This is a genomic window from Bacteroides bouchesdurhonensis, assembly GCF_900155865.1.
In the GTDB taxonomy this organism is placed as follows: domain Bacteria; phylum Bacteroidota; class Bacteroidia; order Bacteroidales; family Bacteroidaceae; genus Bacteroides; species Bacteroides bouchesdurhonensis.
Genome location: NZ_LT707006.1, coordinates 5125713 through 5142463 on the forward strand (window position 1 = coordinate 5125713; position 16751 = coordinate 5142463).

Annotated in this window: 11 protein-coding genes; 3 read left to right on the plus strand and 8 right to left on the minus strand. The window is 38.1% G+C overall.

What is annotated here, in order from left to right:
• Nucleotides 1–9: 9 nt before the first annotated feature.
• Complete coding sequence (locus CZ225_RS22045; protein WP_077155519.1) at nucleotides 10–2541, minus strand: porin family protein; 2532 nt, start codon at nucleotides 2539–2541, stop codon at nucleotides 10–12.
• 200 nt (nucleotides 2542–2741) lie between these two features.
• Between CZ225_RS22045 and CZ225_RS22050 the strand changes: the two genes are divergently transcribed.
• Nucleotides 2742–3767: an endonuclease/exonuclease/phosphatase family protein gene (locus CZ225_RS22050; RefSeq protein ID WP_077155520.1), complete on the plus strand. Its 1026-nt coding sequence runs from the start codon at nucleotides 2742–2744 to the stop codon at nucleotides 3765–3767.
• Nucleotides 3768–3819: 52 nt separating this feature from the next.
• Nucleotides 3820–4956 carry a DNA/RNA non-specific endonuclease gene (locus tag CZ225_RS22055; protein WP_077155521.1) on the plus strand — a complete coding sequence of 379 codons (1137 nt, stop codon included), beginning with the start codon at nucleotides 3820–3822 and terminating at the stop codon, nucleotides 4954–4956.
• A 307-nt stretch (nucleotides 4957–5263) separates the two neighbouring features.
• Here CZ225_RS22055 and CZ225_RS22060 read toward each other — a convergent pair whose 3' ends face one another.
• The 5 genes from CZ225_RS22060 to prfB all read right to left on the minus strand — a co-directional run bounded on the left by CZ225_RS22060 (nucleotide 5264) and on the right by prfB (nucleotide 10020).
• On the minus strand, nucleotides 5264–6358 hold the full coding sequence (locus CZ225_RS22060; protein ID WP_077155522.1) for a BF3164 family lipoprotein: 1095 nt from the start codon (nucleotides 6356–6358) through the stop codon (nucleotides 5264–5266).
• Nucleotides 6359–6725: 367 nt separating this feature from the next.
• On the minus strand, nucleotides 6726–8018 hold the full coding sequence (locus CZ225_RS22065) for an MgtC/SapB family protein (protein ID WP_077155523.1): 1293 nt from the start codon (nucleotides 8016–8018) through the stop codon (nucleotides 6726–6728).
• Between the two features lie 49 nt (nucleotides 8019–8067).
• On the minus strand, nucleotides 8068–8535 hold the full coding sequence (locus CZ225_RS22070) for a CYTH domain-containing protein (protein ID WP_077155949.1): 468 nt from the start codon (nucleotides 8533–8535) through the stop codon (nucleotides 8068–8070).
• 148 nt (nucleotides 8536–8683) lie between these two features.
• Nucleotides 8684–8818 (minus strand): hypothetical protein, encoded by a 135-nt coding sequence (locus CZ225_RS24620; protein ID WP_262351998.1) that lies wholly within the window; start codon nucleotides 8816–8818, stop codon nucleotides 8684–8686.
• 85 nt (nucleotides 8819–8903) lie between these two features.
• Nucleotides 8904–10020 (minus strand): peptide chain release factor 2 gene (prfB, locus tag CZ225_RS22075; RefSeq protein ID WP_129585850.1). Its coding sequence is split into 2 segments (ribosomal slippage): nucleotides 8904–9956 and nucleotides 9958–10020, totalling 1116 coding nucleotides; the frame shifts between segments, so codons are not numbered across the junction.
• A gap of 98 nt (nucleotides 10021–10118) precedes the next feature.
• On the opposite strand from prfB, the gene CZ225_RS22080 reads away from it, so the two are divergent.
• The gene (locus CZ225_RS22080; protein ID WP_077155525.1) at nucleotides 10119–13037 is read left to right on the plus strand and encodes a M16 family metallopeptidase; all 2919 of its coding nucleotides are present in this window, start codon (nucleotides 10119–10121) and stop codon (nucleotides 13035–13037) included.
• Nucleotides 13038–13144: 107 nt separating this feature from the next.
• Here CZ225_RS22080 and CZ225_RS22085 read toward each other — a convergent pair whose 3' ends face one another.
• Together CZ225_RS22085 and CZ225_RS22090 are read right to left on the minus strand one after the other, a co-directional pair.
• Nucleotides 13145–16027 carry a glutaminase family protein gene (locus CZ225_RS22085; protein WP_077155526.1) on the minus strand — a complete coding sequence of 961 codons (2883 nt, stop codon included), beginning with the start codon at nucleotides 16025–16027 and terminating at the stop codon, nucleotides 13145–13147.
• Nucleotides 16028–16053: 26 nt separating this feature from the next.
• Nucleotides 16054–16722 carry a hypothetical protein gene (locus CZ225_RS22090; RefSeq protein ID WP_129585851.1) on the minus strand — a complete coding sequence of 223 codons (669 nt, stop codon included), beginning with the start codon at nucleotides 16720–16722 and terminating at the stop codon, nucleotides 16054–16056.
• Between the last annotated feature and the right edge of the window lie 29 nt (nucleotides 16723–16751).

Below are 16751 nucleotides of genomic sequence, written 5' to 3' on the forward strand. Positions count from 1 at the left end.
ATAACACATTTAGAATCTGTAGCCGATATTCATGAATGCATTGATGGCCGGCGCATAATAATATTTAGAGTTCTTAGAGAACATATAAGTACGCATAGAACCATCATCATAAGTATCGTCACGATTTTGTTCATAACCACCTGTACGCATATTAGTATTATTCAGAACATTATTCACGCTAAGATTAAGACTGATGCTTTTGCCATTTCTCAAACGAATATACTTTCCAATAGAAGCATCAAGCATGAAACCACCTTTTAGTTTTTCTTGTGAAGGAACTGTTACACCTACCAGATTGCCGTTAGCGTCTACTGAACCATCATTATCACGAGTCAATACACTCTCCAAACGACGATAAGCAGAGAAATCCAGATAGATACGATCATAGTAATTACCAGACAGGTTAAAGAACCAACCTTTAATATTGTAATCCAGACTTAAGCTATAAGCTGAAAGTGGAGTCCCGTTAGCACGCATACCTTTTGCATATACCCGGTCGGGATTAGATTCACTCTCACTTTCATAAGTACGTGTAGCAACCGGATTGTTCATATATTCAGCTTCCGACCATGTACCGATAGCTGTCAAAGACAAATTGCTAGTCAAACGGAAAGTAGCAGCAGCCTCCACACCCCAATGTTCTTTCTTTATACCGTTCATTGACAAATAAGTAAAGCGAGATTCATTGTCATTATAAAAAGCTTCCAATTCTACCTGATTCTGGAAACGGGTATAATATCCTGTAATACGTCCCATCACAATAGGAGTATTAAAATTATAAGTGAAATCACCACCATACACTCGTTCAGTCTTCAAGTCATTTACAAAATCGTTCTTGATACGTGGAGCAACAAATGAGTTATATGCCAATGGAGCACGATCTTCATAACCAGCGTTCAATGTAAATGAATGGTTACCATTAAGGAAGTAAGTCAAACCAGCTTTGACACCACCTTCCAGGAATTTAGCAGTACCACTGCTACCCAAAGATTTCAACGGAGCACGACCGTTACGCATCAAACCTTCACGAAACATTTGTGTAGAACCGATCTTACCGGAAGCAAAATAGTTGAATGAACCGCTTTTGCCCTGATAACGCAACCAGGTGCTTTGTTTGTTCACAAAGATATTGTAGTTATAACCAAACTTATCACCTTCCCCGATACGACGATTCGGATGATCCAAATCATTCTGGATAATGCTAGAGTTTTCACCATAGTCGCGCACTGAGAACTTATCGATATCAGTGTACAACACGCCACCCAGCAAATCTTTCATTTTCTTGAAATGCATTCCTTTTGTCGTATTCACAGCAATACCGGCTGTATAACTGCTATGATCATTGATGGTGTGATTAAATACAGAATTGAAATTAAATGCTAATTGGTCATTATGACGTTCTTCTACATAATACAAAGTTTCCTTATCCAATGCATTTGCTTGTTGATTAGAGAAATACATCAAATCCCAGTCAAGCTGACGATACGCCTTATTATGCTTCCATAAGTCAGTTACTTCATTAAACTGCTCTAACTGTTCGGGTGTAGGAACATCATTATAAACATTGAATATTGAGCTAGGCAATTTCTTATAATAATCAGGACGTGGGTCAGAAGCATTTCCATTCCATCCCAATGCACTGGTTCCATAACTACTATATTTAAATCCTGCACTTGTCACCAATTTCATGTCTTCTTTAATTTTGAAATCCCATGTTGCAACAGCAGAAGGCTCGAAAGAATTTACCACGCGTGCATTACGTTTCTTTCCGTTCTGATATCCCCAGTTAGGATTATAATAGTGACTATTAGCTAAATAATAAGCTTCTTCTGTAGATGCCCCTTGTTGTCCACGTTCCGTAGGAGCTCCCCAAGTAGCAATTGATAAACTATGTTTGTCATTAAAGACTTTCTCTGCTGCCAGAAAATAAGAAAAAGCATTGTAGAAGGTACCTTCGATATTTCCTTCATTTGCCCAACGATAACCAGCTGATCCGGTAAATGCCCAACCATTCTTCATCAGGCCTGTGGAATAAGTATACATTCCACGCAAAATATAACTACGATTACATCCTGACAATGACAGTTTTGATCCTGCTGAATATTGGCTGGCACGAAGATCAATATTCGTCGATCCTCCAATCGCTCCAAAAGTAAAGTTGTTGATTTCAAAAGGACTAATCCCCTCTTTGTTTCGGGTAGCATCATTTAATCCTCCGATCAATCCGTAACTGAAACGTCCTGTTTCTACATCATTAAACTGCACGCCGTTAATGTACATGTCATTGTACTGAGAATCGTATCCTCTCACACGAAATCTCATCGGACTAAACAAATAACCAACATTAGACAGATAAACATCATTGTTTGAAGAGACAAGTGCCTGCACACTTTGAGCGGCATCATCATCATCGTTCAACTGTGATTCTGTGAACATGAAAGAAGCATTGTCTTCACGAGCGTTTTGTTTTGCCTTTTGCTGCGCAAAAATAGTTGGCGCCAAACAAAATAATACGATCGCTAACCCTAATCGTTGTTTCATAATTTAATTTATATTAATGTTAATTGGTCTCTACCATTAAATCGTTGTTAAAATAATAGGTCGTACAAAATAACAAAGAATTTAATAGATAGCAATGAAATTAATGAAAAAAATACATGGATTTGAAGGTTTTTCCGTTTTCTTTTTAGATATTTGTCACAGATATGATATATAGCTCACTTTTAAAATCGATTTTAAAGATGAAAAAAAGTTTAATGACTTTAGGCATACTCGCTCTTTTTGTCCTCATGGCCTATGGACAAGAAAAGAAATATGCGCTATACAGTGTTGCATTTTACAATATGGAGAATCTTTTTGACACCATCCATGATGAGGGGAAAAATGATTACGAGTATTTGCCTAATGGTACCAATCAGTGGAATACGATGAAGTACAAGGCTAAACTGAAGAATATGTCAGAAGTATTAAGCAAGCTTGCAACTGACAAACTTCCGATGGGTCCCGCTATTATTGGTGTATCCGAAATTGAAAACTACAGAGTGCTGGAAGATCTCTTAAAACAACCGGCATTAGCAGACAGAGGATATAAATATATCCATTATGAGGGAGAAGATCAACGTGGAGTAGACTGTGCTTTCTTCTATAACCCAGAATTGTTTGAGCTTGACCATAGTAAACTCTTACCTTATATATATATAAATGATACTATTCACAAAACCCGCGGTTTCTTGATTGCTAGTGGCAAAATAGCAGGTGAGAAGATGCACTTTATCGTAAACCACTGGCCTTCACGTGGAGCGGCCTCTCCTGCTCGCGAACGTGCCGGAGAACAAGTTAGAGCAATAAAGGACTCTTTACTAAGGGAAGATCCGGAAGCTAAAATTGTTATCATGGGAGATATGAACGATGATCCGATGGACAAGAGCATGGCTGTTTCACTCGGAGCCAAACGTAAACCAAACGAGGTCGGTCCCACAGATCTGTATAATCCATGGTGGGACACACTGAGAAAAGGATATGGTACCCTGATGTATAAAGGAAAATGGAACCTATTTGACCAAATCGTCTTCACTGGAAATCTACTGGGCACCGACCGCAGTACACTAAAGTACTATAAGCATGAAATCTTCAACAAAGATTTTATGTTTCAAAAAGACGGTAAATATAAAGGATACCCCAAACGTACACAAGCCGGAGGAGTGTGGCTCAATGGATATAGTGACCACTTACCGACTATTATCTATCTAATAAAAGAGGTTAAATAAGTCTCTTGAGATTCCTTCTGTTTATTCCTAAACTTATAAAATTCTATCTAAGATGGCGAAGCAATTATTTAAGCTATTCACATTCTTCTTTATCAGTTACATTATCGTATCATGTAGCGAACAGGATCTACCCGACATTCCCGGAAACTCGGATAATACCGACCAAGGAATTGCCGTTATTGATCAAAGTGAAATAAATGCAGAAGGAGGTGGATTTATTATCCGCATCAAAACAGCTGGTGCATGGCAAGCCAAAAGTAGCGCAACATGGTGTACATTAAACCAAACATCCGGAAATGGCAATAGCTCTATCACAGGATATCTGCAAGCAAATACCGGTGCAGAACGTAACGTTACAATTACCATTGAGGCAGGAAAAGAAAGTGCCACGCTTGTATTGACACAAACGGGCAGTAATGGAGGAACATCTTCCAACTATTCCGGAAGAGTTGAAATTCCTAGGTTAAAAGGGGGAAACATGAATTTATTCATTACTCATACAACTACTGTTAATGGAAAAGAATTACCGACGTTCAGCATAGAATACGATTGCACACAGAAAAGTGCACGATGGTCAGCTTGTACCTTTAGTACAGCAACACCGGATAATGATGCAGGTCGTGGAGACAGATTTACGGAAGATCCGAAAATACCTGTCCAATACCAAACATCCTACTCGGATTATACCAATTCTGGATACAGCAGAGGCCATTTGGTAGCTTCAAGTGACAGACAATATTCCGAAGAAGCCAATTTGCAAACATTCTATATGTCAAATATCAATCCTCAGATTCAAAACGGATTTAATGGCGGTATATGGGCTAATCTGGAAAAATGCGTTCAGAAATGGGGAACAATTACTAACGATCAGGATACTCTTTATGCTGTTAAGGGAGGAACTATTGACCAACAAGGTAACATTATCAAGTATTTGAAAGAAAATAATACTATTCCTGTGCCTAAATATTTCTATATGGCAATTCTTTCACTAAAAGGTGGTGAATATCATGCAATAGGTTTCTGGTTTGAACATAAATCCTATGAGAAAGGCGAAAGTTATAAAAGCTATGCAATTTCAATTGATAAATTGGAAGAATACACAGGTATAGATTTCTTCCACAATCTTCCAGATAATATAGAAAACACGGTGGAAGCCAATTATAAGGAAAGCGACTGGAGCTGGAATTAATCAAGTATATTCATTTAAAAAGTAAGATGGCATATGCAGATGACCGCCAACTCTCATCTCATATGCCATTTTTATTGTAATTTTTCTATCTCCTACCTAAAATCTTATCCGTTTGGGCATAGTGTTCCAAAAGAAGCCTGACAAGTTCTTCTGATAGTTTCTTTTATAATCATGTGCTATGCGGTTTTATTCTGTCTGCTTCAGATTTCTTCAATCATCAATATAGCGTTTGCTGTATATCCCTATCATATGTTCTTTCAACATTGATAGTCAGCTTACTCTATTCTAGAATTTCATCGAATGTTATTTATTTCAGTGCCGACAGGTCATATCTGATAATGGCATCATCCGTATTTACAGCATAAAGGTATCTTTGGTTGTTATCAACTGAGATTATCCTAATTCGTTCACCAAGATCGACCTTATAAATGTAATTGCCATTCCAGTCAAATACATCCAGTTGAGAAATAGGGGCTGTCTCAATGTTCGCCTTATCACTGACTTTTCCCCCCTTGGAGGATAGCGCGAATATATATTGGTCCGTGCATTCTCCTTCGTCAAAATAAGACTTGCGGTTATCTATTTCTAATTCTGTTTGTACATTAAATGTTTTTCCACCGGGATAAATTTGCTTTATCGAGGCCTGTTCAAGGTCTACTATACCGATAAGGTTAATCTTGCTATACAGTAACACTGCTTTTTTGCGGTCGGGCTTCAAGAGCCTGTTCGATTCTTTTAAAAAAGGATCAATCATTCCGGTGAAGTTCTCGTAAACAATATTACGTTTTACACCGTCCGTTTTACAATCGTAAAACTCCCAAAAGAAGTTGCAGTTATCAGTTATTCCTGACCTCAGAGGATCCTTGGTCATCATCAACTCCGATTGATTTATTTCATAGACACTGTTGGAAGCCAAGAACAAATTCTTTTTTTTGCCTTTCTCAAAAGTGTACTTTCGGTCATAAACCGTTTCTCCAGCTTCAATAGATTTCCGTATGTTCAGTACAGCTAAATAATTAGGGTAAGACTGAATCATAATCTTAGGCTCGCCTTCTTCCATAAACCACTGACTTAGCCGTCCGAAAACAATCACTTCATTCGGGCCTCCTCCTTTTCTGAGAAATTCTCCTAAGAACTTATATGAGTTAATACTAAATACTTTGATAATCTTCTCTTCATGATGTTGCAAAACAACTAAAAAGGTATCAATTGCCACCATATCCGTTGGATATATTAAGTCAATGGGAAGGACTTCCCGAGATAAATTAATAATAGGCAGAGTATCGGTAATTAATACGGTTTCAAAACGAGAAGAGTTCTGAAAAGCAGCATCTTTAGCACCGTTGCGGCATGAAGACAAGACGGCAATGACGAAAATCAGGATAAAAATCTTCTTGTTCATGTTATATAAATATCACAACAGTTAAGACAATACAAATAATAAAATTCTTTTTTTTCATAATCGTTAAATTTAAAGGTTTAATATTTAGTTTATTAGGTTCACTCCAAATTAATTTTGCATAAACATGTTTGTACGCGTTTCACATACGAAGATTAATTTATGCGCACTTAATAATTACGTAAATATACTAAATACTTTTAAATACACAAACAAAATGCATTAACTTATAAAAAATACGGTGGAAGCCAATTACAAGAAAAGCGACTGGAGCTGGAATTAATCAAGTAGATAAGAAAAATCCCTGTATGACCTTACTTCAATATATCGTACAGAGATTTTTTATACGTATCTCTATCATGACACCACTTTAAAAATAGAAGAATAGCAACAGAACTAAATTAATGGCTACCACTGTTCCGAATCCTCCTAAAATCCAAGGACGCAATTTACTACCTTTACCGGCAAAAAATAGAGCATAGCACATATTCACCAATATATTACTGATAATAGCCTGCATACTACAAGCCGTAATAACCAAAGCTGCTACACTTCCAGTATTCTGCAATAAGTTCAATATAAAAGGAGTAATATCACTAAATCCCGAAACAAATGAAAGCAGGTTCAATCCTTCGGTCCCCGCATAAATCAAAGTATAGTGAGTCAATACAGTGAAAATAACAAATAGAACTGCAAAAATCAAGGCTACCTTAAATTCCAAAGGATTACTGCTATCATCTTCCTCCACATCTGTCGTCATATCACTCGAACGACGTTGCTTGGAATGGATGAACCATGCTACCAAAGCAGCTACAACCGCCATAATCAGCAAGTATGGATAAATAGATAGAAAAATTTCCTTGCTAAAAATCAAGATTAGAATCATAAAACGTAAGAACATCATACTTATTGCCAACAACATAGCAGCTACATAGTCATTTGTTTCTTGTTCCGATGCCTTACGGCTCTTACGAGCCAATACAGAAATCGTTGCAGTGCTACTATAAAGCCCTCCGACAATTCCCGAAACCAATATACCGGATTCATGAAAGACATACCGCTTCAAAAGATAAGAAAGATAAGAGATACCGGATACAACAACCGTTGCCAGCCAAATGGAATAAGGAGTTAAGTTTATATCCGGAATTAAATTCTTGTTTGGAAACATCGGCAATATGATACCACTGATAGCCAAAAACTTTGCTAACGTGATCATTTCATCATTCTTCATCTTTTGGGCAAACTCCGTAAACGTATGTTTCAACTCCGTTAGCAGCAGAACTGTAACAATCACCATTACATAAAACCAAGAAGGCTGGGTAGCTACAATTGGAGCTATACAATAAGTTATAAGGGCAATAATGATAGTAGTAACGCCAAACACGTGGAACTGCGATTGTTTTACGTAATAATTCAACCCTAGCAGAAGACCCAGTATAGCACCGCCACCCATAAATAAGCGCATATCCGTAGGATCGAGTATATAAAGAAGATATCCCAGAATGCCAATAAAAGTAAATGTACGGTCCGTACCGAAAAGTGTTGTTTCCCCCTCACGCTTCAAACTGATTCGACGTTGAGAAAGTCCTATAAGCAAAGAAAACAGAGTAACCAACACAAAAGTTACCAATTCCCTCGGCAAGTAATTATACAATTGTTCCATACACAGTTCTTTTACTTTTAGAACAAATATACGGTTTATTTGTTAATGTTCACCAAGTTCTATACGGTTTTTTCATTAATTGAGAATTGTAGTAACGTCTGTCTCCTGTTACCTCTTCAGCAATAAAAGAAGGCTTCTCAAAAGCCTCATCCTCTGAGGCCAATTCTACTTCAGCTACAATCAACCCTTCATTATCCCCATAAAACTCATCCACTTCGAACACATGCTTACCGCAACGTACCAGATAGCGAGTTTTATCAATGACCCCCGGTTCACAAAGTTTCATTAGTTCCTCCGCCTCCGCCAAGGGTAATTCCTGTTCCCACTCATACCGGCTAGTACCAGAGACATTAGAAGCCCCTTTTATAGTCAGATAACCTTTATTATCACGAATACGTACCCGTACCGTCCGTCCCTGGGTGCTACAAATATATCCCTGAATAATCCGGTCCTGAGCAAAAGCCTGTGACTTGAACTCACCGGAAACCAAAAACTTGCGTTCAATTTCTTGTGCCATGGTACAAAGATACAAGGAGACTCGGAAAAATGACAATCCTATTACAAAAAAATCATCATGGATTACATGATCACAAACAGACCAACTATCAATGATAACCTATAAGTTATGATATATAATCTGCGAAATCTATGTAATCCGTGATGAATTAACCTAAGAAAGAAAATCCAATTAGCATAACCAAGGCCAAAATAACGAGTGAGACAAACACTATTTTGATTACCTTTTGAGCTTGTTGTTCTTCCTTCTTGCTATGTACTACTTTTCTTTTATTCTTACCCATAATAGTTAGCTTTAAAGTTCAACGCTAACAAAGTAAGAACAAATCTTTTAACTTTCCAAAAATAATACTCGCTATTTTTCGGTTTTTATGATTCCTGTGATGAGAACTCCATCAAATAGGCTTTGATAAAACCATCAATCTTCCCATCCATTACACCGTTCACATCAGAAGTCTGATAATTGGTACGATGATCCTTCACACGACGGTCGTCAAACACATAACTTCGTATCTGAGATCCCCATTCAATTTTCATCTTTCCGGCTTCCACTTTTGCTTGTTCAGCCATACGATGTTGCAACTCCTTATCATATAAGATAGAGCGCAACTGACGCATTGCATTTTCGCGATTCTTCGGCTGGTCACGAGTTTCCGTATTTTCAATCAGGATTTCCTCTTCATCACCGGTATAAGGATCTTTGTACTGATAACGCAGACGCACTCCGGACTCTACCTTGTTTACGTTTTGTCCACCGGCACCACCACTTCGGAATGTATCCCATGAAATACGTGCAGGTTCGATATTCACTTCGATGCTATCATCTACTAACGGAGTAACAAACACAGAAGCAAAAGAAGTCATACGCTTGCCTTGGGCATTGTACGGAGAAACACGTACCAAACGATGTACTCCATTCTCTCCCTTCAAATATCCATACGCAAAATCTCCTTCTATATTAATGGTACAGGTTTTGATCCCCGCCTCATCACCTTCCTGAAGATTGGCAATCGTAGCTTTATAACCATTCGTCTCTGCATATCGAAGATACATACGCATCAGCATTGAAGCCCAATCCTGACTTTCAGTCCCCCCGGCACCTGAATTGATTTTCAATACACAGTCCATCTGATCGGCTTCCTCGCGCAACATGTTCTTGAGTTCCAAAGTTTCTACTTCTTCAATTGCTTTTGCATAAGCAACATCCACATCTTCCTCCGTAACCAACTCTTCTTTATAAAAATCAAAAGCTAATGCTAGTTCATCCGCCAATGTCTTAACCTCGTTATAGCCTTCAATCCATTTTTGCAGATCTTTAACCAGCTTCATCTGAGCTTCTGCCTTTTTCTGGTCATCCCAAAATCCCGGAGCCTGAGTTCTTAATTGTTCTTCTTCGACTTGAATTTTCTTCGCATCGACGTCAAAGATACCTCCTCAGCGCATCTGTGCGCTCTTTCACGTCTTTAAGTTGTTCGATAGTAATCATCTGATTTTCAATTTTATCTTTTATAATTTACAATTTTCGGTGCAAAGATAAGCAAAAATCCGCTACCTTTGTTTTCGTCATCAAAATGTTGTTGTTATATGAACAAACTACTCAAATTTTCATGCTTATCACTCTTCCTAGTATTAGTGTTCAGCAGTTGTAGCTCACAAAAGAAGTATAGCTATGAAACAGTTCCCAACGATCCGTTAAAAGCACGTATTTATACATTGGACAACGGATTAAAAGTTTATCTTACTGTTAATAAGGAAACTCCGCGCATTCAAACTTTTATTGCAGTACGGGTAGGTGGAAAAAACGATCCGGCAGAAACTACCGGACTTGCACACTACTTTGAACATCTGATGTTCAAAGGGACCAATAGTTACGGTACACAGAATTACGAAGCCGAAAAGCCATTATTGGATCAAATAGAACAGCAGTTTGAAATTTATCGTAAAACGACGGATGAGGTTCAGCGTAAAGCTATTTATCATACAATCGACAGTCTTTCTTACGAAGCATCCAAATATGCTATCCCCAATGAATACGATAAGTTAATGGCTGCTATTGGAGCAAACGGTACTAATGCTTATACTGCCTACGACCAAACTGTTTACGTGGAAGATATTCCTTCTAATCAAATAGAGAACTGGGCAAAGATACAAGCTGATCGTTTCGAAAATAACGTCATACGTGGTTTCCATACAGAGCTGGAAGCTGTATACGAAGAAAAGAATATGTCACTGACTCGTGATAACAGAAAAGTGCAAGAAGCTATCTTCTCTTCCCTTTTCCCTCACCACCCTTACGGCACACAAACTGTTCTGGGAACACAAGAAGACTTAAAAAATCCTTCGATTACCAATATCAAAAACTACTATAAACAATGGTATGTTCCCAACAACATGGCTATTTGTATGTCAGGTGACCTAGATCCGGATAAAACAATTGCTATCATAGATGAATATTTTGGGCAAATGAAGCCAAATCCGGAACTACCCAAACTTAATTTACCCAAAGAAGAACCAATCACCGAACCTATTATACGAGAAGTATTGGGACCGGATGCAGAAAGTGTTACACTAGCATGGAGATTCCCCGGTGCTTCAAGCAAAGACTTCGAGACACTTCAAGTGATCTCTCAATTATTATATAATGGTAAGGCTGGACTTATCGACCTCGACTTAAACCAACAACAGAAGGTTTTGAGCGGATACGGTTACCCTATGGGATTAGCAGATTACTCTATGTTTATATTAGGAGGAGTTCCTAAACAAGGACAAACATTAGAAGAAGTACAAAATCTCTTGTTAGGCGAGCTTCATAAACTCCGTGCCGGAGATTTTGACGAAAAAATGTTGCAAGCCAATATCAACAACTTCAAGCTTTATCAAATACAGAATATGGAAAGTAATGAAGGTCGTGCCGATATGTTCGTCAATTCATTTATTAATGAAATCTCTTGGGAAGATGAAGTCACTTCCATTGATCGTATAGCCAAACTTACTAAGGCCGAAATAGTGGATTTTGCCAATAAATATCTGAAAAATGACAATTATGCAGCCATCTATAAAAAGCAAGGCAAAGATCCCAATGAAAAGAAAATGACGAAACCGGAAATTACTCCGATTGTATCCAATCGTGATACAGCAAGCATCTTCCTTACTGAAATACAGAATAGCGCTGTTCAACCAATAGAGCCTGTATTCCTCGACTTCCAAAAAGATCTGACTCAACTAAAAGCTAAATCAGACATACCGGTTCTTTACAAACAGAATGTAACCAATGACCTCTTCCAATTGATTTATGTATTCGACATGGGTAATAACCAAGATAAGGCACTGGGGACAGCTTTCAATTATCTCGAATACTTAGGCACTTCTGATATGACACCGGAACAATTAAAAAGTGAATTCTATCGTTTGGCTTGTACTTTCTACGTTTCTCCGGGCAATGAACGCACTTATGTCGTTCTTTCAGGGTTGAACGAAAATATGCCGGCGGCTATGCAACTGTTTGAAAAGCTTCTAGCTGATGCACAAGTCAATAAAGAAGCCTACAGTAACATGGCAGAAGATATCCTGAAAGCCCGTTCGGATGCAAAATTGAATCAGGGACAGAATTTCTCACGCCTGATGAACTTTGCGATGTATGGTCCTAAGTCTCCTGCTACCAATATACTGACAAAAACAGAACTTACTGAAATGGATCCGCAAGCATTAGTAGACCGTATCCATAATCAGAATAGCTACAAGCATCGTATCTTATACTATGGGCCAAGTAGTAGCAAAGAGATTTTAGAAATTATCGATCAGAATCATAATGTACCAGCTACCTTAAAAGAGATCCCTGCAGGTGACGAATTCCCTTATCTCGAAACTCCGGCAACTAAGGTATTAATAGCTCCTTACGAAGCTAAACAAATCTATATGTCGCAGATTTCCAACACAGATAAAAAATTTGACCCGGCTATCGAACCGACCCGCGCACTATATAATGAATACTTTGGTGGTAGTATGAACTCCATTGTTTTCCAGGAAATGCGCGAAACTCGTGGATTAGCTTATTCGGCTTGGGCTGCTTTAAATGAACCAAGGTATTTGAAATACCCTTATATGGTATTTACCCAGATTGCCACCCAAAATGATAAAATGATCGATGCCATCAATACGTTTAACGAAATCATCAACAACATGCCCGAATCGGAAAAAGCTTTCCAACTGGCAAAAGAAGGGTTAATCAACCGTTTACGTACTGAGCGTATTATCAAAAGTGATATTATCTGGAGTTATATCAATGCCCAAGACTTGGGAGAGAATGTAGATTCACGCATCAAGCTTTACAATGACATACAAAACATGACATTGAAAGATATCGTCAATTTCCAAAAAGAATGGATGAAAGATCGTACGTATGTTTACTGTATCCTAGGAGATAAAAAAGATCTTGATATGGATAAACTGAAAGCTGTCGGTCCAATTGAAGAACTTACTCAGGAGCAAATCTTTGGATATTAAGATTTATAAAATCCTATAATAAGAAAAACGATGAACGAGTTGCATTATCACATGCAAAATCCGTTCATCGTTTACTCTTTATGCACTAAAATAAATCTGATACTCTCTCATTGCACCTCTTTTTCTAATAACCGGATAAAATAACCTCCTACCACCGGCCTACCCCAATATCTTGTTAAAGTTCCTTTGTCAGACACATTATAAGCATCCGGCATTGGTACGCGAGTCTTAGTCTCATTCATAAACTGATAAAGCGGGAGAAGAAACTTACGGAACTGCACACTGTCCTTATTCAAAGAAGCAGTCCATACGCTCCACTCTGCTTTTACATTATTTGTATCGCTGTCTAGCGGACAACCATAAGTACCAAACTTCGTAGCATAAAAAGCAGTTTCCTGCTCTATAACTCTTTCAGGAAAAATATTCAATCCAAGTAATCTATCCCAAACCAGATTATACTTCTGCCCCCAACTATCCGGTCGGTCAAAAGCCAATCTGTAATGATCTCCATCATTAGCTAGCATTTCCCACTCTTTAGACATCTCTTTAGCTGCCGATAAATATTTATCCGCCTCATCCTGCTTTTTCAACATTCTTGCCAACAAACCATACGAAGCAATTCCTAAAATACCTTTGACAGATAAGTTGGCATGATGTGAACAACGACCAACAAAGCTACCTGCATTAATCTGTTCTTTCGTATCCGTTCCATTCTCTAAAAGGTAATTAGCCCATTTCGACAAAGTCTCCCAGTGCTTTTCTGCATAGCTCACGTCCTGTTCCACTTTAGCCATAGCAGCTACCATGATCAGCATGTTTCCTGTTTCTTCAACAGGTAGGTCTGCACCTTTTCCCGGTCCATTAACAAACGGATATCCTCCCAGATCATGAGCCGGATATGGTTTATTCCATTTTCCACTTTCACTATAATAAAAGAAAGGAGCAAGCATTGCTTTCAATATCTCCGGATTATAATAAAGGAATAGCGGTGAAGCTGCATAATAAGTATCTACAGTGCCAACCAGTGGAGTAAAATAAAGCATTTCATTGTCTGAAGTTTCAGACATTTGAAAGGACGCTACAGTCTGGTGGTAAGCCAATGCACAAAGTTCTGCATATTCTTTTCCTCCGGCAAGATACGCATCCTTCATCAGCCGACGATCGAAAGCATAACATTTAGCCATCACTTCCTTATAATCCTTTTCTGCATTTTCATACAGTTCCTCTATCTTCTTTGTACCCTCTTTATTCCAATATGGGAACAAGTCCTCTCCAAAATAAGACATCGTATAGAGTCCATCAAAAGAGATCGTCAAATGTTGTGGAAATTCACTGTCCAATTCCAACTCCTGTGCAAACGCTGTATATCGTTTTTCATTAGACTTGCGCATTTCCTTTAAACTTCCTTCTTTCATAAAGTGCGTACGCATTTCTGCGGCATCTCCTTGAGCATATGTAACCTCATCCTTTGTACCTAAATATAAATATCCCCAACCGGGAGCATCTTTCTCTTTATCGACCCATAGCTTTTGGTTTTCGCGACCAGTTTTCATTAGCACTAAGCCATCTTTTTCATATATTTGTGTAGTCTGTCCTGCACGAAATGTTTTATGTGGATCAACTTCAAAATAAATTGCCACATCATGCTCTTTACCGTCTAAAGCTTTAGCCTGATAAGAAATATAATTCACCGGTTGACTAAGAACTTTCAAATCATTCAATAAATAAGGAGTTGTGAAAGTAAGCTTCAATTCCACATCTCCACACTCAAACCTATAATGAGTCTGAGTAGCTTGCACATCAACAGATTTCTGTACAGCTTCTTTAGGTTCAGCATACAAACCAAAGTCAGCCCAAGCCTTTCCACCCCAATTTTCACAACGGGCGGCTATTAGTGCTTCTCCATTCTTCATTGTTTCAACAATTGAATCCGGGATTTCTGCCCGAACATCATTTTTTGCCTTAAATCCGGAGCTCACCAATTGCTTTCCATTAATAAACAACCGAATCGCATCATTATGTGAATAACGTATACAAAGCTGTTTGTTTTTCACCAGTAAAGAATCGAAAACAACTTTCCTCCTTACCCAAAGTCTTGAGGTATTCCAAGGAGTATGTACATCTTGTTCACCTTCTGTACCAAACATTGCCTCTCCTTCCGCCCAAGTACTATCGTTAAAAGTTGCCATTGTCCAAGTTTCATCCGGTTTTTCTGTGGTATATCTCCCCTGCCATTTTCCCATAGGCGCAACCTTCTCTATAAGAATTTCCGGTTCATCTACAAACAATCCGAAATCCAGTAATGCACTTTTTCCCTTATTCTCACAATGAGCAGCCAGCAATGCCTTTCCTCCTCTCATCGTATCTAAAATAGAATCTGGAATTTCCACTTTTACGTTCGATGCTGTACCGTCTATTTTATTGACCAATTGTTTTCCATTAATATATAATTGAAGACCATCATCATGAGAATAACGTAGACAAATTTTCCTATGCTCAAGCAGATACGGATCAACATCCACCTCCCTCCGTACCCATATATCCGATGAAAGCCACTGAGTCTTCACCTCTCGTTTATCCTTCGTTCCAAACGCACCTTCTCCTAACTGCCAGTATTTATCATCAAATCCCGGCTGTTCCCAACCGGGCTCCGGCATAAGACTAGTGAATTTCCCTTCCCATTTTTCAGAATCGAAAGCCATCGGCGCAATCGCCTGCATTGGTAATTCTTCACTTCCCATAAATCGGTATATCACAGCATCTACCCGTAGAAATCCCACAAAAGGAAAAGCTTTCCCATTTGTAAAAGTAATATTTCTATCGGTTAATTTATCCGCAGAAGACCACAAACGTACCTGTGGATGAAGTGAGAACAGTGGATAAGACGGGGCACGCAATTCATTTTTTATCGTTTCGTCAGAATACTTTGTCCCCCTTGTACATGCCATCACCACAAAAATGAATAGCAAAAAAATAAGATGTTTTGCCATAATTACCTTGTTAATTGATTCAACCTCTACTTATCAATAGAAAAAGCAAATGACTTCTCCAACTGATCACAATACTTTCTTCCGCCTATTTCATATCGAAAAGTACCCGCATAAGATCCCTGCAAACGATTTAAATTCTTTTGATAAACCATTCCCATTCCTCCTTGAAATTTACAATGCGACCCATTGGGTGAGATTTCATATTTCACGATATGAACCTCTTTCTTTTGAGAATTATAAATATACCAAACTGTACAAACTAGTTCTACACTGTTTGAGTGTGCACTTTGATAAACACTAGCTTCCCGTTTACACAATTGAATATTTTCGTCTATCTGAGTCAGTTCACATAACTTCCACTGAAAAGTCGTATCAATAGGATTTTCTTTTGCAAAAGTAAATCCTGTACCAACTTGATGTGAAAATTCCCCTTTTTCAATTCCTTCACATATTTTTTTAAGTCCATCATAGATTTCTTGTTTCCGTTCAGGAGAAAGCTCTGTTTTCAGAATAGAATAATCTATGTAAAACACACTACTCATTGTTTTCCATATTTCATATTCTTTTGGTGTAACTCTTTCTTTTACCCATTCAGGTACTGAGTCTAATGGAGCTCTATCACTAAAAGGGGTCTGAGCATTACCTGCTAATGATAATAACAGAGTAAATGCAATTATTATATTTTTAATTCTCATATCTCGTAATCAATTATAAATAACAAAAT